We start from the raw sequence: 20,967 nt of genomic DNA, 5'->3' as shown, positions 1-20,967 counted from the left end.
CTCGCCCCGGGATGGGGCGCGGGTGTCGAAATAAGGGATTCGCAGATGTCGCATGGTCGAAACGCCCGAGCCTGGGTTGATTTTTGGCGTTGGGTACTGTCGCTGTGCTTATGCGCGGTGGTGCTGTCGGGTGTCGATGCCCGCGCGGCAGTGCCCGACCCGACCCGTGTGACGATCGGCGTCCTGGCGTATCTCGGCAAGCCGCAAACCCTAGCGCGCTGGCAGCCCACGGCGGAGTTTCTGACCCAGGACAATCCGGGATACCGTTTTGTGATCGAGCCGCTGTTTCTGAATGAACTGGCGGCGGCGGTTAAAGAAGACCGATTGGATTTTGTGCTCACTCAGCCACTGCAGTTTGTCGAATTGGCGGATGAGGCCGGGATTTGGCCGCTTGCGACGATGGATGTGGCTCAGGGGGGGCAAAAGCTGGATCGATTCGGTTCGGCGGTGATTGTGCGGGCAGATCGGCAGGATTTGAACCATCTGGCGGATTTGCGCGGCAAACTGGTGGCGGGGGCATCGCCCGATGCGCTGGGGGCTTGGCTGCTGGGCATCGAAGCCTTAAGCCGTGCGGGTATTGCGCCGAAGACGGAAATTCAGCCCGTGTTTACCGGGCTGCCCATGATGCGGGTCGTGCAGGCGGTGCTAGATGGGCGCGCCGATGCGGGCATTGTGCGGGCGGGATTCATCGAACACCTGGTCGCTGATGGGACACTGGCCGCAGATCAATTGCGGGTGATTGGGCGCAAACAGTACAACGACTTTCCCTATGCAGTCTCCACCGAACTCGTGCCGGAATGGCCATTTTCCGCCACGACGCGTGCGAACCGCGCGTTAGCCCGCAAGGTGGGGCGGCAGCTTTTGGGGATGTCGGCGGATTCCCCGGCGGCAGAAGCCGCCGGCGTTGCCTCCTGGTCGTTGCCCCTGGACTATGCGGGTGTGCAAGAGATTCGCGCCAAATGGTTGCCAAAATCCCTCTCGCTCACGGCGGTTTTAAGAGTCTATGGTCTCTGGCTTTTATTGCCGGTTGGCTTGGTGATTTTTCTGTTCTATCGACAAGGGCGGCGAGTTCAGCGGCAATTGTTGCAGCAGGAAACCCAGTTGCGCACGACCCTCAACGCGCTGCACGATGCGGTGGTAGTACTTTCAACCTCCGGGCGGGTACTGTTTGTCAACACGCCGACGCTGGCTTTGCTGCGCCATCCCGTTGATCGGGCGGAGGTCTTGCATGGTCGGCATTTCACCCTGTTGTTCGATTTGCGCTGGCCGACATCGTTGCCCGGGATGGATTTGCGTCAGGCACTCGCCCTGCTGGAAAGTCATACCGAGGACACCTATGAAGTCCAACTGCACGCGGGGCATCAGATTCGGGACATTGATCTGAATCTGCGTCGGGTGGGCGCGTTGGGCGCGCCGGATACCCGAATCATCCTGGTGTTGAGTGACCGTACCGATTTCCGGCAAACGCAGTTTTTATTGGCGCATCGCGCACGCCATGACCGTTTGACGGGCTTGCTGAATCATGAAGCCTTCGCCGAGTTCCTCGATAGCCAGTGTCATTCACTCAGCGAACGGCGTTGTGAAGGGCTGCTGCTCTGGCTGGATTTGGATGACTTCCGTCTGATTAATGAAACGGCTTCCCGCGCGGCGGGCGATGAATTGCTGGTTCGTTTGGCGAATCAGCTTGCCCTTTGGACACCCCAATCTGGCTTAGTGGCGCGGTTGGGGGTTGATGAGTTTGGGATATGGCTGCCCGATGCACGCAGTGTCAACGCCCGTCAATGGCCGCAGGAGTTGCTGGAGCAGCTGCGTGCGGCGCGGTTTGAGGTGGCGGGGCATAACTTGCGGGTGACGGCCAGCATCGGCGTCTGTGTGGTCGATTATCGGCTGGGTGCCGATCTGCTGCACGACGCCGAGGCGGCCTGTCGCCGCGCGCGTCATGATGGCGGCAATCGTCTGGTGTGGTATTCCCGAGATGATCAGGAAATTGCCGCCCAGCGGCATCAACTGGCGACTTTGCAGCAGCTCAAACGTTCATTGGACGAAGAGGGATTGTTGCAGGCGGTGCAGGCGATCGTGGCCTTGCCCTTGACCGAGGATTCGTTATCGCCCCGACATTTTGAGGTATTGCTGCGGTTGAAGGGAGGAGATGGCCGACCGCAGTCTCCGGGACAATTCATCGAAGCAGCAGAGCGCTACCGATTCATGTCGGAAATCGATCGCTGGGTATTGACCCACACTTTCCGCCGGTTGGCGCTCTGGGGCACGGCGGCGCCGATGCTGGCGATCAATCTGTCGGGCGCGACAGTGCAGGATCCGGAGGTCTATCCCTTCATCCGCAAGCTCCTGCGCGAATATGATTTCGATCCTCGGAAATTATGTTTCGAAATTACGGAAACTTCGGCAATCACGCATGTCGAGCAGGCCTTGTCGCTCATGGGGTTGTTGCGCAGTCTCGGGTGTCAGGTGGCGCTGGATGACTTTGGTGCCGGGTTGTTGTCGTTCGAATTTATGCGGCGTTTGCGGCCGGATTTCGTCAAGATCGACGGCAAGCTGGTGCGCGATGTGGAAACGGATCCGGTGGCAGCGGTTATTGTGCGTGCGATTGTGGAAGTCGCGCATGAAATGGGCGCGAAAACCGTGGGGGAATGGGTGGAAACGCCGAGTCTGGTGAGCAAACTGGAAGCACTGCGGGTGGACTTCATTCAGGGGTATTACACCCATGCCCCGAGTCCATTGACGGATGCCCTGCCACAAGTGCCTTCGTCAAAAGCAATCGCGCAAGAGTCTGTAACCGATCTTCTTCGGCCTCATTGACCGACCCACACGATATCGCCCACCTGTACGGTTCCATCGCCCTGAATCTGCACTTTTGCGGTATGCGGGTCGAGCTGACGAATGCGGGCTTCCGCGCTGCGGTGGAAGGTGAATCGCTCCGGCAAGATCGGCTGCCCCAAACCATTGAGTGGGTCGCTGCGGGCGAGAATCATCGCCGCATCGCTGAAACGCAGGCCGTCGGCACTGCCGCGGTTGATCGTGACGGTGCTGCCGTCCACGGCCAGAACGGTACCAATCAAGGGCGTGCAGCGTAATTGGTCGGCAATGGCCGAGGCCGCCTGCTGGCTGAGTGCGTCGAGGGATTGGCCATATGGGGTTTGCCAGAACCCTGTGCCTAGGGCATCGATGGGTGGGTTGAACAAGGCGCCGGCGACTGGGTTGGCGTGCAGCGTGGTGTTGAGTACGGGTTCTGCCGTCATGCCGGCACTGACCACGAGGTGGAGCGTGCCGCCACGGGGATTGATGGAGGGGCCAATCATCGAAAAGACACTGGTTTGGCCACTCACGCCAAAATCCTTGCCGGAAAGACGGACAAAATAGGGAATGCCCCAGCGAGCGAAGGCATCAACGGCCGGCTCCAGATGGGTGCTGACGGTCGGCTCGGTCAGGCGAACCTGAAAATCTCCCGCTGAGCGCAAGTGTGTGGCAATCCGTTCCGCGAGGGCGGCGCCTAGGTGCAGGATGTCTGGCGGTGGCGCGGGCAGCACGACTCGGGCAAGAACCAAGGATTTGCTGAAGCGGGCGTTGGCGCAGAGGCCGGGCGATTGGCTGTCTTCTGGCGTTGCGGCCCAGAGCGCGCCGGAGAACGGGATCAGGAAGGCGAGGGCGGTGAACAGGCGGGTCGGGCGCATGGGGTCTCCTGCCGGGGGCGGGTTCAGTCTGTCGTACTTTACGCTATGATCGGGCGTTTGAAATCTTTCGCAGGCCGTTGAATCGAGGTTCAACACCCGTGAGGGATCCTGATCCGTCGTTGTTTGAGGTATTCATGTCAATTCGCACCCGCTTTGCGCCATCCCCGACCGGCTATTTGCATATCGGGGGGGCGCGCACCGCCTTGTTCAGTTATTTGTTCGCCCGACGGCACGGCGGCGAGTTTGTGTTGCGGGTGGAGGATACCGATCAGGCGCGTTCGACGCCGGAATCGGTGCAGGCAATTCTCGATGGCATGCAGTGGTTGAATCTGGACTATGACGAAGGCCCCTTCTATCAAACGGAGCGGATGGATCGCTATCGGGCGGTGATCGAGACCTTGCTGGCTACGGGGCATGCGTATCATTGTTATGCCAGCAAGGAGGAGTTGGAAGCCTTGCGTGCCGCGCAGGAAGCCCGGGGCGAAAAACCGCGGTATGACCGGCGTTATCGGGATTTTACCGGTACTCCGCCCGCGGGTGTGTCGCCGGTGGTGCGTTTCAAGAATCCGCTGGATGGCGAGGTGGTGGTCGAGGACGGGGTGCGCGGGCGCGTGGTGTTTGCCAACAGCGAGTTGGATGATTTGATCATTGCCCGCTCCGATGGCACGCCCACCTACAATTTGACGGTGGTGGTGGACGATATCGACATGCGGATTACCCATGTCATCCGCGGCGATGATCATCTCAATAACACCCCCCGGCAAATCAACCTGTATCACGCTCTGGGCGCGACTCCGCCGCAATTTGCGCATCTGCCGATGATTCACGGCCCCGATGGTGCCAAGCTCTCCAAACGGCATGGCGCAGTGAGTGTGATGCAGTACCGTGAAGAGGGGTATTTGCCCGAAGCGCTGCTGAATTATCTGGTGCGGCTGGGATGGTCGCACGGTGATCAGGAGGTATTCACCCGCGCCGAGATGATTGCCTTGTTTGATATCGCGGGCATCAATCATTCGGCCGCGAGCATCAACCCGGACAAGCTGCGCTGGCTGAATCAGCAATATCTGAAAACGCAGGATCCTGCGAAAACCTCAGTCGAATTCTCTTGGCATTTGGCACGCGCCGGTCTGTCGGCGGAATCAGGCCCTGCGCCGGAGGCGGTGATCCGAGCCTATGCCGACCGCGTACATACTTTGGTGGAGATGACCGAAGCGGCGCGCCCATTCTATGCGTCCCTTTCAGGCTACGATCCGCAGGCTCTCGCCAAACTCGACGAATCCGCGCCGAGCATTTTGGATGCCTTGCGTGCGGCGCTGGGGGATCAAAACCTCTGGGCATCAACAGAAGCCCTTGATCAGGCGGTCAAGCAGGTGGCGGAAACCTTGGGCGTTAAATTGGGCAAAGTGGGGCCGCTGCTGCGCCTGGCATTGCTCGGGCATACCAGCTCCCCCAGTCTGGGGGTGACTTTGGCGTTATTTTCCCCCGCCGAAGTTGCGCATCGTTTGGCCGCTTTGCGGGCGCAGCTGGCGAAATAACGCATGCGTACCCGATCCCGCGCCGTGCATCACCCCCTGCGTTGGGTGTTGACCTATGTGGCGGGGGCTTCGCTCTGGATTGGCGCGATGCAGTGGCTGCTGAGCGGACTGGGCGGTGCCGCGTGGTCGATTTCCCCGGCTGGATTGGTGGTTGGTGCCCTGTTTGTCCTGGCAACCGCCTGGTTGCTTTTTCTGTTGCTGGATCGGGGCGCGGTGGCTCCAGCGCCGGTGCCGAGCCTGTTGCGGCGACAGGGGGGGTGGTGGCTGGCCTTATTGATTCTCGGCACGCTGGGCGCGCAGCTGTTCATGGTGTGGTACGCCACGCGCGAGTACCGTCCCGTGTTACTCAACCAGGCGCAAACGGAGTTGACCTCCCAGCTTCGTTTGCACAGCAAGTTGCTCGATGACTGGTTTGCCCACCGTCAAGCGCAGGTTGAGGGCATCGCGCAGGAAAAAACCGCACTGATCGCCCGGCTGAAACAAACCGAGGCGAATCCCGCACAATCTGCTCTGCCGGAATTTTCTCGGCTGGTGACCCAGGGGCAATTTGACGGCATTGCCGTCGTCAACCCGGATCACATTCGAAAATTGCAATTTGGTTCGCGCACGCCCGGCAAAGCGCCGGATGAGTTATATGAAAAAGCGGCGGCCAGTTCCGAAGTGCAGTTTGCCTGTGTCATGCCGACGCACCAACTGGCCACCGAATGTTATTGGGTGCTGCCGGTTTTTTTGAGCACGCAGGATGTGAGCGGCGGCCCCTGGTTTATCGAATTCCGTGCTGCGCTGACGGAGGCCGCGCTGTTGCGTGCCGCAGAAAAAGAACAGCTCGCTGTGCCGATCGAGCAGGCGGTTCGTTCTCTGCTGCTGTTGATGCCTTCGACGGAGGCACAGACGCCGTGGCGGGCGATGCCCCTGATTTCGGAATTTTCCCGCTTAACGGATCCACAGCTATCGCAAACGATCGCGCCATTGTCGGATCAGGATTGGGGCTGCGTGCAACAGTCCATGGCCGTGACGGGCAAGAATCCTGCGGTGGCAAATGCCAGCGGCCAGGTTCATTGTGATGGCGCGACGGTGCTTTATGCCGCTACTCGGGTACCGAAGATTCATGGACTTCTGTGGGCGGCCACGACGCAAGATGCCGTGTTATTGCCGCTGCAGCATACCCGGCGCTGGTTGGCAGGCGCGGCGTTGTTGGGCATCACCGCGTTCCTGATTGCCCTGTTTTTCTTTTGGCAGATCGTTCGACAGCAGCAGCAGCGAGCGATGGCAAGTGTGCTCAAGTCGCGGGATGAGTGCGCGGCGTTTTGGGGCAATCTGCCGGGCATGGGACTGGCCGTGGTCGATGCGTCTTCCGGGCGGATGCAGTCGGTCAATCCGCGCTGGGCGCAGTTGTTTCAAACCACCCAGGCGCAGGCCGAAAGTGAGTTGCTCTCCCATTTTCTGCGCCCGGCACCCGGTCTGACGGCACAAGAGTTGACCGCGCAGCAAGACGCCCAGTGCCTGATGGAATTGAACACCGGATTGCGCGAAGAAGTGCAGATAACCCGCTACATTGCGAACGATGCCGGCCTGCGTGCCTGGATGAAATTTACTCTGCGTCGGGTGCAGAGCCCAGCGGCGGAGGTCGCTGGAACCTGGCTTGTTACCGCAGAAGCCTTGGGCGATCGGGTGATCGAAGAAAATGCCACGCGGGCCGAACGAGATTTGTATCGATGGCTGGCGCAGATTCCTCCGAAAGAGTTATTCCGATCAGATGGGGAAGTGACCGATGCTTCCGCGAGCTTGGCTTTGGTGGCGCAGGGCTTGACGACCCAAACCAGTCTGGTCGCGCTGTGTCTGTATACCCACTGGCCGGCGGTTTGGGCGAGCGCGCCGGATTTGTCGGGTCCCGTCCTGATGCAGCAAGAGCAGCAATCTTACTTGTGTGAGGGCTGTACGGCGCCTGTGCGCGCCATTGCCAACGAAGTCGCCCGCATGGGCGTGATCGACCGTGTGCTGGTCGCGCAGACCCCGATCTTTATTGATGACGGCGTGCGTCAGGCGCAAACGGACACCGCCACCGGGCTGCAGGCCGAACTCATCGAACAGCTCCGCAGCTACCCCGTCGGGGCGTTGGCTGTGGTGCCATTACCGCCGAATCTCAACGGGCAAAATCGCGCCTGGATTGCATTGGGCGCCGATGGCCTGCGATTCACGGAGCCCGTGCGGACGGCCTTGCTGGCCTTGTTGAACGCAATCAACGAACGACTGCCGCTCGAGTGAATGGCCGGGCTGTCGAGGGGCGGGCTTGCTACCTGATGGCGCACAACTCGGGATAAAGCTGATTCTTTGTGGTGCAGGTCGCCGCTGATTCGAGGAACGGCGTTGTTTAACACATTGTAAAATAAATGATTTATTTTATGGCACGCCTTGTGCTTTATTGTCAGTGCTGACGCCGACGATGGCGAAAGCACTGACCTGAGCAACGGCGCTCACAAAACATGGAGTTTTGTGGGCGTTTTTTTTTGCATCCTGCACGAGGCCCCCAACATGACCGCACACAATGAACGAGATGTAATCGACACCCCGGATCAGCTGGCCCAGGCTCCTGCTACCGGCCGTCGGCAGTTTTTGCGTACCGCACTCGGCCTGGCCGTTGGCGCAGCGTTAGGGCGTTCTGTTTTGGGTGAAGCCTATGCGGCAGAGGCCGTGGGGCCGGCGGAAAAACCGCAATTGACGCTCGGCTTTATTAAGTTGACAGACATGGCGCCACTGGCCATTGCCTATGAGAAAGGCTTTTTCCAGGATGAAGGATTATTTGTCACCTTGCAGGCTCAGGCCAACTGGAAAGTGTTGCAGGATGGCGTCATCAGCGGTGCGCTGGATGGGGCGCATATGTTGGCCGGGCAGCCATTGGCCGCGCGGATTGGCTTTGGCACACAGGCCAATTTGATTACGCCGTTTTCTATGGACTTGAATGGCAATGCCATTACCGTTTCGAATAGTGTTTGGGCGGCGATGTTGCCTGCCTTGCCGAAAATGCCCGATGGTAAACCGGTGCATCCCATTAGTGCGGAATATCTAAAACCGGTGGTTGCCGACTATAAGAAAGAAGGCAAGTCATTCAAAATGGGAATGGTATTCCCGGTTTCGACCCATAATTATTATCTGCGTTACTGGCTGGCCGCGGGCGGATTAAATCCTGGCTTGTATGATCCTGCGCACGGCGACATCAGTGGACAAAAAGGCGCCGATGTGCTGCTTTCTGTCACACCACCCCCGCAAATGCCGGCCACGCTGCAGGCGGGGACAATTGATGGCTATTGTGTGGGCGAACCCTGGAATGAGCAGGCGATTATGCGCGGCATCGGCGTGCCTGTCATTGCCGATCTGGAAATTTGGAAAAATAATCCGGAAAAAGTGTTTGGCATTCGTGAAGATTTCGCACAGAAATATCCCAATACCACGATTCGTTTGGTTAAGGCTTTGATTCGTGCCGGTCATTGGCTGGATGAAAATAACAATGCCAACCGACCGGAAGCGGTAAAAATCCTGGCACGCCCTCAATATGTCGGTGCGGATGCGAATGTGATTGCCAAGTCCATGACAGGAACCTTTGAATTCGATAAAGGGGATGTCCGACCCGTGCCGGATTTCAATGTGTTTTTCCGCGATCATGCGACTTATCCCTATTATTCTGATGCCATCTGGTTTCTCACACAAATGCGTCGGTGGGGGCAGATTCCGGAAGAAAAACCGGATGACTGGTATATCAATACGGCAAAAAGTGTTTATCAGCCCGGTATCTATCAAAAGGCTGCGTTGGCCTTGATTACCGAAGGGAAGTTTAAACCTTCGCAGTTCCCGGATTTTGCGACGGAAACTGGGTTCAAGCCCGTGACCAATACCTTTATCGACAAGGTGTCCTACGACGCGCACAAGCCCAATGCCTATCTCGCCCAGTTTGCGATTGGCCTGCAGGGTAAAGGCGGTGCAGCATGAATGCTCGATGGCAATACTGGGTGCGCCAACTCGGCTTTCCCGTCATGGGGTTGATGGTGTTTGTCCTGCTTTGGGGGCTGGTTGCGTCGCATATTCATACGGCGCTGGGGACATTCCCGGGGCCGGATTCGGTCGCCGCACAAACCCATCAACTGGTGGATGAATATGAGCGCGAGCAGCAACGCAAGGCGCAGTTTTATGCCATGCAAGAAAAGCGTAATGCTGAACTCGTAAAGGAAAATCCGAATTATAAGCCGGTGGTTTATCCCTACACTGGCCAACCGACTTTTATCAGTCAAGTGGGCACCAGTTTGGTGACGGTATTGTCCGGTTTTATTCTGGCGTCACTGATTGCGATTCCTTTGGGGATTGCCATCGGTTTATCATCCAATTTGTATGCGGCGGTCAATCCGATTATTCAAATCCTTCGGCCTGTTTCTCCGCTCGCCTGGTTGCCCTTGGTGACAATTGTCGTCAGCGCGTTATATGTATCGAGTGACCCGATGTTTTCTAAATCTTATCTGGTCTCGATGATTACTGTGCTGCTGTGCTGTTTATGGCCAACCATTATCAATACGGCTGTCGGGGTGGCGGCGATTTCACAGGATTTGGTGAATGTATCCAAGGTCTTGCGGCTTTCCTGGTGGACGCATGTGCGCAAGATTGTCATTCCCTCTGCATTACCCATGATGTTTACCGGCCTGCGGTTGTCCTTGAGTATTGCTTGGATGGTTCTGATTGCGGCAGAAATGCTGGCGCAAAATCCGGGTCTGGGGAAATTTGTTTGGGATGAATTTCAAAATGGATCGTCCGAATCCCTGAGTCGGATCATGGTGGCGGTCATTGTGATCGGGTTAATTGGCTTCCTGCTGGATCGTAGTATGTTAATGCTGCAACGCTGGATTTCCTGGGATAAGAAAACGGCTTTACGCTAATTAACGAGTCATTGACATGAATGCCAAATATCTACAAATCAGTCAGGTTTCGATTGAGTTTCCAACCCCCAAGGGGCCATTTAAAGCCCTGGATGGAGTGGATTTAACCATTGCGCAGGGTGAGTTTGTCTCGTTGATTGGCCACTCCGGATGCGGTAAATCCACCGTATTGAATATCGTGGCCGGGCTATATCAGGCGACGGCAGGGGGCGTGATCCTTGAAGGGCGCGAGGTGAAAGAACCGGGGCCCGAGCGCGCCGTGGTGTTTCAAAACCATTCGCTGCTGCCTTGGTTGACGGCGTATGAAAATGTGGAATTGGCCGTCAAAGAGGTATTCCGCGGGCAAAAAACCCGGGCTGAAATGCGGGAGTGGGTGGAACACAATCTCAAATTGGTGCATATGGATCATGCGATGCACAAACGGCCGGATGAAATATCGGGCGGGATGAAGCAAAGGGTCGGGATCGCGCGGGCATTGGCCATGCAGCCCAAAGTGATGCTGATGGATGAGCCCTTCGGTGCGCTGGATGCCTTGACCCGCGCCCATCTGCAAGACTCATTGATGAGTATTCAGTCGGAATTGAACAACACGGTCATCATGATTACCCATGATGTGGATGAGGCCGTGTTGTTGTCGGATCGCATTGTCATGATGACCAATGGTCCGGCGGCTACGGTGGGTGAAATCCTGTCGATCGATCTGCCCAGGCCGCGTGACCGGCTCGCGCTGGCGGACGATCCGCAATACAACCATTATCGGCATGCGGTGTTAAAATTCTTGTATGAAAAACAACGGCATCCCGCCGGTCATTGATCTGCTTTCTCTCTTGATCTGACAAGCAATTGAACCGGCTTTTTCAACCGCCGGTTCATTGGGCTTGCGCGAGCTTCAGGGCAAGTTCTGCGAGCCGTTCCAGCCCACCGGGTTGCCCGAGATGGGCGGGAATTTCCGCCAATGCGGCTTGTTGCCGCGAATACTCTGCACTTGGGCTGGCCAAGTGGTGCAACGCTTGCGCCAGTTGTTCGGGATTTGCGTCCTGTTGCAGGAATTCAGGCACCGCCGCCCGCCCAAGGACGATATTCGGTAAGCCAATCTGTGCGATGCGAACCAGATGTTTGGCGAGCCAGAAGGTGATCGGGTGGGTGCGATACACGATCACCATCGGCGTGCCAATCAGGGCGGCTTCCAGCGTGGCCGTGCCTGAGGCGATCAACAGCACATCGGCGGCGGTCATCGCGAGACGCGCCTGACCTTCTGTGATGAACAACGCCGCCTGCAAGGCTGGACTCGATGCCTCTCGTTGGGCATGGATACGGGCGACGCAACTAGGGTCGAGGCTGGGCGCAATCGGCAGAATGAACTGCCAATCTGGATAGTCGATCAGCAACCGTTCGGCGGTGGCCAATAAGATCGGCAGCAGCCGGTCGATTTCGCTGCGGCGGCTGCCCGGCAACAGGCCGATTACGCAGCCCGTTGTCGGGCGCTTCAGACGCGCGCGCGCCTGTGCTTGCAGTGCCGACGACTGGGGGCTTGGGTATTTGCGCGTCTCAGGTGGAATCAAATCCAGCAGGGGGTGGCCGGTATGGGTGGTCGGCAGACCATGGCGGGCAAACAGAGGCACTTCAAAATCGAACAGGACGGCCAGATGATCCGCCACGGCGGAAAATCGCGCTGCGCGCTTTGGGCGCCAGGCCCAGACTTGCGGTGCGACAAAGAACAGTACCCGAATCCCGCGCGCGCGCGAGGCCTTGGCGAGCCGTTGATTGAATTCCTGGAAATCGATGGCAATGAGCAGATCCGGCGGGTTTTCTGTCATCGCCGCCAGCAAGTCGTTCATGGCGCGTTTTAGGCGGCCGTAATGGCGCAGCACTTCGACCAGCCCCATGACGGAGACCGTCGCCAGATCGACCACTGTCTCAATGCCAGCGGCGCGGCTTTGGCTACCGCCCAGCCCTTGCGCCTGAACTTGGGGGTGCCGCGCACGAATGCGTTGAAAAATTTCCGCCGCGTAGTGGTCACCAGAAGCTTCCCCGGCAGAGAAAAACAGCCGTAAAGGCGGGTTCTCCGTCATCTCGCGGTGCCTCCCGTCGATCACGGGAGGGTGATTTCTGCCGGCAGGCCAGCAATCCAGCCGGGTTGGGCGGGCAGGGTGATCCGCAGCAAGTAGGGCGGGCGTTGCTCGCTGCTCACGCTGATTGCGCTGAGCTTGCCTTCTTTGTGCTCGTTGCCCACGCTGACGCGGAGGGTTTGGCCAAGCGAGAGTCCTGCGGCAATCGCGGGCTGGACGCGCACCGTGGCGTCGATTTGATCGGCACGGGCGATCGTCATCAGCGGGGTCGGGGTCAAGTCCGCGCTGATGGTTTCTCCTGGGGCGACTTCCACGCCGAGGATACGGGCGGCATACGGGGCTTTCAGGTTGCTTTGTGTGAGTTCCCACTGTTTGAGCTGGATCTGAGCCTTGGTTTTCGCGAGTTCGGCGGCGGCCTTTTCCTCAGCAATCAAGGCGGTTTGGACTTCGGAATCCGAGGCGACGGTTCGGTCATAGAGTTGTTGCGCGCGTTCGGCATCCCGCTTGGCTTCTGCGGCGGCGCGGGTGAGCCCGGCTTGTTGCGCCCGAACGGCCGCGAGCCGCGCGGTAAACGGGGTTGAGTCCAATCGCAGCAATACCGTGCCTTCGGCGACGGTTTGCCCCGGCACGACGGGGATGCTCTGAATCACACCGGAGACGGGCAAGCTCAAGCGGCTGAGGCCAGACCAGGCCAGCTCGCCCTGGAGGGTTTCCGCCGTGCCGATCTGCGGTAGTAGCGCGAGACTCATCCCGAGGGTGAGGCCGAGGGTTCGACCCAGCGACCGGTTGACGCGAGGGGCGCACAAGCGAATAACGGCAATCATGGGGCGGGTTCCGATGAGTCAGACAAGAACAGGCGATCCAGCGGCTGGTTTTGCATTTCCAGCAGTTCTGCCCAAGCGGTGGCCAAGGCGAGGGTGTTCCGCAGGCGTAGCAGCGTGGCGGCGGATTCTTCGACCATGGCATCGCCGAGATCCGTCGCTTTTTCCATTTGGTACAGGGTTTGTTTGCGGGTGAAATTCAGGTCGGCATAGTCTGCCTGCGCCTTGGCGCGACTAAGCCCGGCTTTACGATACAGGGCGATGCGTTCGAGTACCGCCGTGCAGGACTCGCGCAGATAACTTTCCCGCTCGGCAATCGCGGCGGCGAGTTGCATCCGATCCGCTTGCGCCCGACCGAGTTCGGCATCGCGCAGCCGCCCATCGTACAAGGGCACGGAAAGATAAATGCCAGCCCGCAGGGGATCGCGCGAACCGAGCGCCCGCTGATATTCCTCGGCGTTCACCTCGGCATAGATATTCGGCATATTGTGGTCGCGCGCGACCTCGACCCGGTGAACGGCCGCTGCATATTGCGCCTTGAGGGATTGCAGTGTCGGGTCATCCCTCAGACTGCGTTGAATTGCCTCGGCCAGTTCAGGCGGTGAACGCGCGAATAAAGCATCCAGCGTAGGGGATACGAGCTTGCCCGGTAGGGCATTCGGGGTGCCAAGCAGTTCGGCCAGGATCCGCCGACTGGTACGCCGGTTCGAATCGGCTTCGCTGCGGGCATACAGGGCGTTTTCATATTCGATCTGGGCTTTGGCGAGATCATCGGCCGAAACCATGCCGAGTTCACGGCGATCCTTGGTTTTATCGAAGCGAACATACACCACCGCCATATGCTCATTGGCAACGGTATCGGTTTGATCGGCCAGCAGTACGGCAAAAAACGCCTTGAGAATCGCCAGCTTCTGGCGTTGTGTCTGCGCGGCGAGATTCAGTTCTGCGCCGCGTAACTGCTCCGCTGCGGCGGCATCCCGGTTGGTTTGCCGTCCAAAATCAAATAATTGTTGGCGCGCGCTGATGCCAATCGCGTTATCCGCATGGTTGTCGGGATCAGGCGCAACCCGGCTCGGGCGAATGGCGCGGAGTTGACCGGTCACTGTCACGACCGGGTCATACCAGCTCAGCACCTGCGCTTGAATGGCTCGGGCACGGGCGAGCTCGGCCTCGGCTCGCAGGATGGTGTATTGATCCTGCAACGGCGCGGCGAGCGCGGCTTGCAGTGTCAATGCTTCTGGGGCATCAGCCGCCCGCGCCCCCGCGCTCCCTCCGAGCGCGCAGGAAAGACAAGCCAGAAAAATCCATAACCGGCGCATGATCAGTGCCCTGCTGGACGATTACTCGCCCTGCGCCTTACGGTATTTGAAAAAATTCATGCCCGGCTCACGGTAGGCGCCACTGACCACGAATTTGGCCAGGGTCAGAAATTCCGAGGCGGATCGCGTCGGGCCGGTAAAGACCGTGGCGACCTTGCCATCGGGGGCGATAAACGCCATGACCGGTGTGGCACGCACACGGAACTGTTTGAAGGCAAAGTCTTTTTGCGTGGTTTGTTTGCCTTCGAAATCCGTCATCGCAACATCCCCTTCGATATCGATGGAGGCGGTGATGAAGTGCTCCTTCATATAGGCCGCAACTTTCGGGTCGGTGAAGACCGTGGTTTCCATCCGGTGGCAGAACGGGCAATCAGCCATTTGAAAAAACAGAAATACACCGGCTTTGCCCTCTGCTTTGGCTTGCTTCAGATCGGCGGGCATATCGTAAAACGAATCATTCCAAAAACCCTCCGCCTGGGCGGCGGACTGGTTGAAAAACAAGGCGATGGCCAGCAGGACAAGAACCAACCAATGACTGGAGCGCGCGAGATTTGAGGACATGGCGATGACTCCTAAGCAGTTTTTTCGATTTTAGTCTCGGGTACTGTTTGAGTTTACTGATTATTTTGAATCATGGCCTGTAGTTGTGCCTGTGTGATGGCACCGACATGCCGCGCCACCAATTCGCCCTGCGGATTGATGAGGAAAGTGGTGGGAATCCCTGGAATGTTGCCGAACGGCGCGAGGCTGCGCGGTGTCACCTTGAAAATGGGATAACCGATCTGGTGGGCGGCGGCAAACAAGGCCAGTTCGCCTTCCGATTGATCCGTATCGACACTCAGCCCCCAAACCTTGATGTGATCTTTTTCATGGGCTTTGGCAAAGGCGGCCAACTCGGGCAGCTCTTTTCGACAGGGGGGGCACCAGGTCGCCCAAATATTGATCACCACGAAATTACCGCGTTCATTGGCCAGGGTATGGGGCTTGCCATTCACATCGACTGCCGAAAAATCAAAGGCCTGCGCAGGAACCGACAACAGGAAGATGAGCAGGAAGAAAACCGATTGACCGAACCGTAGAAGGGATTGAACTCTCATGTTGACCTCGAGACACATGCAGACTGCCCGGCGCAAGCGCGGGATAAATTGGCTATGATGCTTGGCCGGTCACGGGCGTTCTTCTGACCGACACGGGGATAATTCTTACAGATTTTGCGTGGTTTGACGCGCGACGGGTACGCATGAGCGAAATTTTGATTCTTTATTACAGCCGCTATGGCGCCACGGCGCGGATGGCGCATCAAGCCGCGCGCGGTGTCGAACAGGTGCCGGGTATGCAGGCGCGGATCCGGCGGATTGCCGATTTGCCCGATCCGGCAGGCAAATTACCGCCGGAACCGGACGATGCACCGCCCTTGGTTCGACCCGAAGATTTTGAGCAATGTGCCGGCTTGTTGTTGGGCAGCCCGACCTACTTTGGTGGGATGGCCGCGGCAGTCAAGCACATGCTCGACGATACCAGTCGCCACTGGTTCAAAGGTCATTTGACCGGCAAACCGGCGGGGGTGTTTACCTCGACGGGTTCCATGCACGGCGGGCAGGAAACCATTCTGCTGTCGATGATGGTGCCCTTGCTGCACCACGGCATGTTGCTGGTGGGCATTCCCTATTCCGAACAGGCATTGACGCATACCCAAACCGGCGGCACACCGTATGGCGCGAGCCACACCGCCGGTCACAACCGCCCCTTGAGTGCTGAAGAGCGTAGCCTGACACAGGCTCTGGGCGCGCGCGTGGCGCAGGTGGCCGCCGATTTGCTGCGGGGCAGGGCGGAGGCGGTTTAGCATGCCGCCGCGCGGGCTGCTCTTTGGTCTGCGGGCCATCATCATCGGTGTGCAGCCACTGCTCGTCCTGGCGTATCTGGCCTTGGCTTATTGGGGCGAGGCGATCACCCGTCCGCAGGGCGCCTGGCTTTGGGTGCTGCTTTTGCCCTTGATCCTCGTGAGCCCGCCGCTCTGGCGAGGTCACTACGCGGCCTTCGTCTGGGCGGCTTTGTTCGATTTGTTCTACTTGATGCTCGCGTTGACGGATGCGTTCAGTGGTTCGGCGGATCGAGCTTGGCAGTGGATCATTATTGTGCTGTCGGCGAGTGGCTTCATCTCGGCGTGGATGCAGGGGATTTTGTTGCGCCGTGCCGCCCGGCGCGAAAAGCTGCCCTCATGAATCGCACATCACGGCGGGCAGACGGTATGATGCTGCGTGATTATTTCGTCGATCGTTCCCCTCAGGAGTTTTTATGATTCGCAAATGCCTGTTTCCAGCGGCTGGCTACGGAACGCGGTTTCTGCCGGCGACCAAAGTGCTGCCGAAAGAGATGCTGCCCGTACTGGATCGGCCGTTGATTCAATACGGTGTCGAGGAAGCGATGGAAGCCGGCATCAAAAACATGGCGATTGTGACTGGTCGCGGCAAGCGCGCGCTTGAAGATCACTTCGATGTCAACTACGAGTTGGAACACCAAATTCGCGGCACATCCAAGGCGGGCATGCTCGCCAGCATCGATCGGATCCTGGAAAACTGTACTTTCTCCTATACCCGGCAGATCAATATGCTCGGTCTGGGGCATGCGATTTTGACCGGCGAGCCGCTGATCGGGAATGAGCCCTTTGCGGTGGTGCTGGCCGATGACCTCTGCGTGGGCTACCCCGTGGGCGTGCTCAAACAAATGGTCAAGATTTACGAGCAGTACCAGTGCAGCGTGGTGGCGGTGGAAGAAGTGCCGCCGCATGAAGTCCAGAAGTATGGCGTGATTGCGGGCGAGGCGATCAACGACGAACTGATCCAGGTGCGGGAAATGGTGGAAAAGCCAGCGGCGGATGTCGCGCCGAGTAACCTCGCAATCATTGGTCGCTATATTCTCACCCCGGATATTTTCGATATTCTGGAATCCACCGCTGCCGGAGCCGGCGGAGAAATCCAGCTCACGGATGCCCTGCGCACGCAGGCGGAGCAGGGCAAGGTCATTGCCTACAAATTCAAAGGGATGCGTTTTGATTGCGGCAGCCCTTCGGGTTTTGTTGCCGCCACCAACCATTTTTATCACCTAAGCCGCCGCTAAGCGTCGGTCAACCGCAAGAGATCGCGCCATGAATATTGCCAACGATACCGTCGTTTCGATTGATTACACCCTCACCGATGATCACGGTGCTGTTATTGACAGCTCGACGGGCGGGGAGCCGCTGGCCTATCTGCACGGCCATCACAACATCATTCCGGGTCTGGAGAATGCCTTGCTCGGTAAAAAGGTCGGCGATCATTTCACCGTGCGCGTCGCGCCGGAAGAGGGTTATGGCCTGCGGGAAGAAAGCATGATGCAGGTGGTGCCGCGCCATCTGTTTCAGGGCGTGGACGAGATTCTTCCCGGCATGAAATTTCACGCGGAAGCGGCACATGGCACCACGGTGGTGACGGTCACGGCGGTCAATGGTGATGAGATCCATCTGGATGCCAACCATGAACTGGCGGGTCAGCATTTGAACTTTGAGGTCACGGTCAAGGCCGTGCGTGCCGCCACGCCGGATGAAATCGCCCACGGTCACGCCCACGGCCCGGATGGTCATCACCACCATCACTGAACCCCAAAACACTGCGCCCCCTGGCTCCTCCACGGGGCGCGGATTTGCGCTGCATTTTGGGTGCGCCCAATCAAGCGTCTTGCCCGCCAATCAAGCCCTTAGCAGGCCGTTGAAAAATGTAGCGAGGATGGCCAGATGCAAGGCGCCCGGAGCACAGCGACCGAGACATATCAAATAGATAGGCGAGGGAGCGAGCACCGCGCAACGCTGCAGATGGCTCACCGCAGTAGTTTTTCAACGGCCTGTTAGTTTTTTTAGTCGCGTGTGGCCGAGGGATGGGACGGGCGGGACGCATCCCCCTCGCTAATCGGCGTTTCCGTGATATTCGCCGGAGCGTGTTCTGGCCGATGCGGTTGGCTCAGGCGGCGCTGGTAGTCCTGTTCGGCTCGCTGCCAGGCAGCCAGCCAGCCGCCTGGGGCATCGAGTGCAGGTAACGCTCCCCACAGCGCGGTGCGTAGATCCGCCAGATTGGTGTGTTCGGCCGAGTGCGCAGGAATGAAGCCCAATCGTCCGGGTTGGGGTGCCACCGAATAGATGATGCCCGCTGCGGTGAGTTGTTGCAGGCTCTGGCCGATTTGCAATTCGCTGGCGGGAATCTGGGTCTGTATCCGTCGGGTGATTTGGTTCAGATCGGGGGCGGGCTGTCCCTGTTCGAAACATTCGTAGAGATAATCCAGGATTGCCAGCGTACGGGCAAAGTCCTGTAAACAGTGGGCATGCTGAGGCGTGTCCGACAGGGTGTCTGCCAGATGGGCGCTGTGCTGCCAGGCATAGGTCACGATGGCGCCGACGAGCACGATCAACCAGGCCAGTTGCAACCAGACCATGAACAACACAAGGGACGCGAAGGCCGAATAAATCGCGGTGTACGAGGTCGCCCCGGCGATCATCGTGCCAAAGGCGAGCCCGACCCCATTCCACAGGACACTGGCCACCAGGGCGCCGATCAAGGCTGCCGAGCGTTGAACCCGGGTATTGGGAATGAAGGCATAGATGAAGGCGAATACGCCAATCCAGAGTAACAGAGGAGGCAGCCAGCCAAACGCGGCGAGCAGGTCGATCATGAGCGCATGGTGAGTAATATCCCGAATCCAGTGCGCAGAAAATATCGATGCGGTCACGCCGGTGGCGGCCAGCACCAGCACAGGTCCGACCAATAGCACGGAAAGATACATCGGCAGGCGGGTCACCAGAGGACGCAATTCCTGCACCTGCCAGATGCTGTTGAACACCGATTCGATTTTCTGCATCAAGGTGACAGCGGTGTAAAACAGCAGGGCGATCCCGACGGTGCCCAGCACGCCGACTTTGATGTTATCCACGAATTCCAGCACACGGGTCGTGAGTTCCGCGCCTGAGCTGCCGAGCGGTTCGAGCAAGGTCGTGAGAAAGGGCTGAATGACTTGCCCGGAGCCAAATGCCTTGAGCACGGAGAAGCTCACCGCCAGCAACGGCACGAGTGAGAGCAGGGTGACATACGACAGACTCATGGCATTGAGTTGCACCTGCCCGCCCGAAAGCGCCTGAAACAGATAATGCAACACCCGGCCACTGCGTTGCAGCAGACGCCCGATGCGGTGCGGCGGCTGGGCATGCCAGAGCCAGTGCCGGAGGCGTTGGATTGGGGACAGATCGGGGGACATGGATGGGGGCTCCTGCAAATTGCCCGGTAAACCTACCCCAAAGTGCCGGGTTTTGCAGTATTGTTGTGCGTTCCTGCAGGAGGGCGAGAGATGTCGATGAACACAACGGAAAGCAATGTGCCGGTGGTCCTGGTGTTTTCAGGGCACGATCCTTCCGGCGGGGCGGGCGTGCAAGCGGATATCGAGGCGATCATCAGCCAGGGCGTCCATCCCGCGACGGTGATCACCGCCTTGACCGTGCAAGATACCGTCAATGTGAAACGGTTTGTGGCGACGGATCCCAATCTGGTCATCGAGCAGGCGCGTGCGGTGCTGGAGGATATGCCGGTGGCCTGTATCAAGATTGGCATGATCGGCAGCGTCGTGCTGGCTGAGGTGATTCACAGCATTTTGCGCGATTATCCGCAGATTCCCGTGGTGCTCGATCCCGTCCTGGTCGCTGGCGGGGGCGGTGCGCTGGCCGATGAGGCGGTGGCGCGTGCCATTTTGACGCTCTTGCTGCCGTTGACTACGGTATTGACGCCGAATGCGTTTGAATCCCGCGTGCTGGTCGAGCTGGCGGGCGGGGATGCCCGCAGCATCGAGAGCCGTGGGGCGGCGTTGATCGAGCTTGGGGCAGCGTTCGTTCTGCTCAAAGGGGGCGATGAGCCGGGTGTCGAGGTGGAAAACTGGTTGTTCAGCGGTCATCAGCCGCCCCGCAAATTTGCTTATGAACGATTCCCCGGAGAATTTCATGGCTCGGGCTGCACGTTGGCGGCGGCCATTGCCGGCTTGATTGCGCAGTCGAGTGAAGTCGATGTCGTCAATGCCATTCACGAGGCGCAGGAATACACCAGCCATGCCTTGTATCACGCGGCGCAGATCGGCCGGGGGCAATGGATTCCGCACCGTTTGTTCTGGGCGGATTCCCCCGATGAGGGCGAAGAAGACGCGACGCCGGTGACGCGCATTCATTGAGGTGCTCCATGAGCGAAGCCGCGACTGAATTCTTGCTGGCGGAATTGAGGCACTTGGAGCAGTTGCTGTTGCGTTCTGCTCTGGCGATGCCCTGTCCCAGTGCCGAGGCGCTGGCGAGTACCACGCCGTTCTGTTTCGACACCATGCCGTTTGAAAGCTGGCTGCAATGGGTGTTCATCCCCCGGATGAGACTGGTCTTGCAACAGGCGCAGTCTTTGAATGCCCCGTCTGCGATCGCGCCCTTGGCGGAGTACCAGTGGCGGGATCGTCTCGAAGAAACGCGGGATCTGCAGGCGCAGTTGATGCGTCTGGATGCCGCACTCAATCAGCATTTTGGTTTGACCCTGCCTGAATCAACGGGCACCGGATTTTGAGGAATCG

The 20,967-nt window shown here is 58.7% G+C and carries 19 protein-coding genes; 12 read left to right on the top strand and 7 right to left on the bottom strand.

What is annotated here, in order from left to right; all coding sequences use genetic code 11:
* Positions 1 to 45: 45 nt before the first annotated feature.
* On the top strand, positions 46 to 2,817 hold the full coding sequence (locus VOI35_RS05610) for an EAL domain-containing protein (protein ID WP_407275089.1): 2,772 nt from the start codon (positions 46 to 48) through the stop codon (positions 2,815 to 2,817).
* Here VOI35_RS05610 and VOI35_RS05605 read toward each other — a convergent pair.
* Positions 2,811 to 3,689 carry a hypothetical protein gene (locus VOI35_RS05605; RefSeq protein ID WP_407275088.1) on the bottom strand — a complete coding sequence of 293 codons (879 nt, stop codon included), beginning with the start codon at positions 3,687 to 3,689 and terminating at the stop codon, positions 2,811 to 2,813. The genes VOI35_RS05610 and VOI35_RS05605 overlap by 7 nt on opposite strands.
* Before the next feature lie 134 nt (positions 3,690 to 3,823).
* On the opposite strand from VOI35_RS05605, the gene gltX reads away from it, so the two are divergent.
* The 5 genes from gltX to VOI35_RS05580 all read left to right on the top strand — a co-directional run bounded on the left by gltX (position 3,824) and on the right by VOI35_RS05580 (position 10,957).
* The gene (gene gltX / locus VOI35_RS05600) at positions 3,824 to 5,224 is read left to right on the top strand and encodes a glutamate--tRNA ligase (protein WP_407275087.1); all 1,401 of its coding nucleotides are present in this window, start codon (positions 3,824 to 3,826) and stop codon (positions 5,222 to 5,224) included.
* A gap of 3 nt (positions 5,225 to 5,227) precedes the next feature.
* Complete coding sequence (locus VOI35_RS05595) at positions 5,228 to 7,489, top strand: hypothetical protein (RefSeq protein WP_407275086.1); 2,262 nt, start codon at positions 5,228 to 5,230, stop codon at positions 7,487 to 7,489.
* 267 nt (positions 7,490 to 7,756) lie between these two features.
* On the top strand, positions 7,757 to 9,208 hold the full coding sequence (locus VOI35_RS05590) for a CmpA/NrtA family ABC transporter substrate-binding protein (RefSeq protein ID WP_407275085.1): 1,452 nt from the start codon (positions 7,757 to 7,759) through the stop codon (positions 9,206 to 9,208).
* Complete coding sequence (locus tag VOI35_RS05585) at positions 9,205 to 10,143, top strand: ABC transporter permease (protein WP_407275084.1); 939 nt, start codon at positions 9,205 to 9,207, stop codon at positions 10,141 to 10,143. The genes VOI35_RS05590 and VOI35_RS05585 overlap by 4 nt, the downstream gene beginning before the upstream one ends.
* A 16-nt stretch (positions 10,144 to 10,159) precedes the next feature.
* The gene (locus tag VOI35_RS05580; RefSeq protein WP_407275083.1) at positions 10,160 to 10,957 is read left to right on the top strand and encodes an ABC transporter ATP-binding protein; all 798 of its coding nucleotides are present in this window, start codon (positions 10,160 to 10,162) and stop codon (positions 10,955 to 10,957) included.
* A 55-nt stretch (positions 10,958 to 11,012) separates the two neighbouring features.
* Here the strand turns inward: VOI35_RS05580 and lpxB are convergent, their stop codons facing one another.
* Genes lpxB through VOI35_RS05555 form a run of 5 tightly spaced genes read right to left on the bottom strand, consistent with a single transcriptional unit; the run spans position 11,013 to position 15,449 of the window.
* Positions 11,013 to 12,215, bottom strand: a complete 1,203-nt coding sequence (gene lpxB / locus VOI35_RS05575; RefSeq protein ID WP_407275082.1) for a lipid-A-disaccharide synthase — start codon at positions 12,213 to 12,215, stop codon at positions 11,013 to 11,015.
* 20 nt (positions 12,216 to 12,235) lie between these two features.
* Entirely contained in the window at positions 12,236 to 13,036 is an 801-nt protein-coding gene (locus VOI35_RS05570; protein ID WP_407275081.1) for an efflux RND transporter periplasmic adaptor subunit, read from the bottom strand.
* The gene (locus tag VOI35_RS05565) at positions 13,033 to 14,352 is read right to left on the bottom strand and encodes a TolC family protein (protein WP_407275080.1); all 1,320 of its coding nucleotides are present in this window, start codon (positions 14,350 to 14,352) and stop codon (positions 13,033 to 13,035) included. Before VOI35_RS05565 ends, VOI35_RS05570 begins: the two co-directional genes overlap by 4 nt.
* Before the next feature lie 21 nt (positions 14,353 to 14,373).
* Positions 14,374 to 14,913 (bottom strand): thioredoxin family protein, encoded by a 540-nt coding sequence (locus VOI35_RS05560; protein ID WP_407275079.1) that lies wholly within the window; start codon positions 14,911 to 14,913, stop codon positions 14,374 to 14,376.
* 53 nt (positions 14,914 to 14,966) lie between these two features.
* Positions 14,967 to 15,449 carry a TlpA family protein disulfide reductase gene (locus VOI35_RS05555; protein ID WP_407275078.1) on the bottom strand — a complete coding sequence of 161 codons (483 nt, stop codon included), beginning with the start codon at positions 15,447 to 15,449 and terminating at the stop codon, positions 14,967 to 14,969.
* A 143-nt stretch (positions 15,450 to 15,592) separates the two neighbouring features.
* Here VOI35_RS05555 and wrbA point away from each other — a divergent pair, with 143 nt between their 5' ends.
* The 4 genes from wrbA (at position 15,593) to VOI35_RS05535 (ending at position 17,986) form a co-directional block, all read left to right on the top strand.
* Positions 15,593 to 16,195, top strand: coding sequence for an NAD(P)H:quinone oxidoreductase (wrbA, locus tag VOI35_RS05550; RefSeq protein ID WP_407275077.1), 603 nt, complete (start codon positions 15,593 to 15,595; stop codon positions 16,193 to 16,195).
* Between the two features lies 1 nt (position 16,196).
* Positions 16,197 to 16,574 carry a DUF2069 domain-containing protein gene (locus VOI35_RS05545; RefSeq protein ID WP_407275076.1) on the top strand — a complete coding sequence of 126 codons (378 nt, stop codon included), beginning with the start codon at positions 16,197 to 16,199 and terminating at the stop codon, positions 16,572 to 16,574.
* A gap of 73 nt (positions 16,575 to 16,647) precedes the next feature.
* On the top strand, positions 16,648 to 17,469 hold the full coding sequence (gene galU, locus VOI35_RS05540) for a UTP--glucose-1-phosphate uridylyltransferase GalU (protein WP_407275075.1): 822 nt from the start codon (positions 16,648 to 16,650) through the stop codon (positions 17,467 to 17,469).
* Positions 17,470 to 17,497: 28 nt separating this feature from the next.
* Positions 17,498 to 17,986 (top strand): peptidylprolyl isomerase, encoded by a 489-nt coding sequence (locus VOI35_RS05535; protein WP_407275074.1) that lies wholly within the window; start codon positions 17,498 to 17,500, stop codon positions 17,984 to 17,986.
* Positions 17,987 to 18,240: 254 nt separating this feature from the next.
* Here the strand turns inward: VOI35_RS05535 and VOI35_RS05530 are convergent, their stop codons facing one another.
* Positions 18,241 to 19,629, bottom strand: a complete 1,389-nt coding sequence (locus tag VOI35_RS05530) for a YihY/virulence factor BrkB family protein (protein ID WP_407275073.1) — start codon at positions 19,627 to 19,629, stop codon at positions 18,241 to 18,243.
* Positions 19,630 to 19,719: 90 nt separating this feature from the next.
* Here VOI35_RS05530 and VOI35_RS05525 point away from each other — a divergent pair, with 90 nt between their 5' ends.
* Positions 19,720 to 20,586, top strand: coding sequence for a hydroxymethylpyrimidine/phosphomethylpyrimidine kinase (locus VOI35_RS05525; protein ID WP_407275072.1), 867 nt, complete (start codon positions 19,720 to 19,722; stop codon positions 20,584 to 20,586).
* Positions 20,587 to 20,594: 8 nt separating this feature from the next.
* Positions 20,595 to 20,960, top strand: coding sequence for a YqcC family protein (locus VOI35_RS05520; protein WP_407275071.1), 366 nt, complete (start codon positions 20,595 to 20,597; stop codon positions 20,958 to 20,960).
* The last annotated feature ends 7 nt before the right edge of the window (positions 20,961 to 20,967 follow it).

This window comes from Halothiobacillus sp. DCM-1, assembly GCF_045689735.1.
Lineage (GTDB): Bacteria > Pseudomonadota > Gammaproteobacteria > Halothiobacillales > Halothiobacillaceae > Halothiobacillus.
This window is presented reverse-complemented; position numbering and strand designations above follow the sequence as displayed.

Excerpts from the sequence above, each read along its gene's own strand:
- VOI35_RS05585 (WP_407275084.1), top strand. The coding sequence starts at position 9,205 with ATGAATGCTCGATGGCAATACTGGGTGCGCCAACTCGGCTTTCCCGTC.
- VOI35_RS05555 (WP_407275078.1), bottom strand. The coding sequence starts at position 15,449 with ATGAGAGTTCAATCCCTTCTACGGTTCGGTCAATCGGTTTTCTTCCTG.
- VOI35_RS05595 (WP_407275086.1), top strand. The coding sequence starts at position 5,228 with ATGCGTACCCGATCCCGCGCCGTGCATCACCCCCTGCGTTGGGTGTTG.
- VOI35_RS05565 (WP_407275080.1), bottom strand. The coding sequence starts at position 14,352 with ATGCGCCGGTTATGGATTTTTCTGGCTTGTCTTTCCTGCGCGCTCGGA.
- VOI35_RS05610 (WP_407275089.1), top strand. The coding sequence starts at position 46 with ATGTCGCATGGTCGAAACGCCCGAGCCTGGGTTGATTTTTGGCGTTGG.
- lpxB (WP_407275082.1), bottom strand. The coding sequence starts at position 12,215 with ATGACGGAGAACCCGCCTTTACGGCTGTTTTTCTCTGCCGGGGAAGCT.
- VOI35_RS05535 (WP_407275074.1), top strand. The coding sequence starts at position 17,498 with ATGAATATTGCCAACGATACCGTCGTTTCGATTGATTACACCCTCACC.
- VOI35_RS05580 (WP_407275083.1), top strand. The coding sequence starts at position 10,160 with ATGAATGCCAAATATCTACAAATCAGTCAGGTTTCGATTGAGTTTCCA.
- VOI35_RS05570 (WP_407275081.1), bottom strand. The coding sequence starts at position 13,036 with ATGATTGCCGTTATTCGCTTGTGCGCCCCTCGCGTCAACCGGTCGCTG.
- VOI35_RS05545 (WP_407275076.1), top strand. The coding sequence starts at position 16,197 with ATGCCGCCGCGCGGGCTGCTCTTTGGTCTGCGGGCCATCATCATCGGT.
- wrbA (WP_407275077.1), top strand. The coding sequence starts at position 15,593 with ATGAGCGAAATTTTGATTCTTTATTACAGCCGCTATGGCGCCACGGCG.
- VOI35_RS05560 (WP_407275079.1), bottom strand. The coding sequence starts at position 14,913 with ATGTCCTCAAATCTCGCGCGCTCCAGTCATTGGTTGGTTCTTGTCCTG.
- VOI35_RS05530 (WP_407275073.1), bottom strand. The coding sequence starts at position 19,629 with ATGTCCCCCGATCTGTCCCCAATCCAACGCCTCCGGCACTGGCTCTGG.
- VOI35_RS05520 (WP_407275071.1), top strand. The coding sequence starts at position 20,595 with ATGAGCGAAGCCGCGACTGAATTCTTGCTGGCGGAATTGAGGCACTTG.
- VOI35_RS05590 (WP_407275085.1), top strand. The coding sequence starts at position 7,757 with ATGACCGCACACAATGAACGAGATGTAATCGACACCCCGGATCAGCTG.
- VOI35_RS05605 (WP_407275088.1), bottom strand. The coding sequence starts at position 3,689 with ATGCGCCCGACCCGCCTGTTCACCGCCCTCGCCTTCCTGATCCCGTTC.
- galU (WP_407275075.1), top strand. The coding sequence starts at position 16,648 with ATGATTCGCAAATGCCTGTTTCCAGCGGCTGGCTACGGAACGCGGTTT.
- gltX (WP_407275087.1), top strand. The coding sequence starts at position 3,824 with ATGTCAATTCGCACCCGCTTTGCGCCATCCCCGACCGGCTATTTGCAT.
- VOI35_RS05525 (WP_407275072.1), top strand. The coding sequence starts at position 19,720 with ATGTCGATGAACACAACGGAAAGCAATGTGCCGGTGGTCCTGGTGTTT.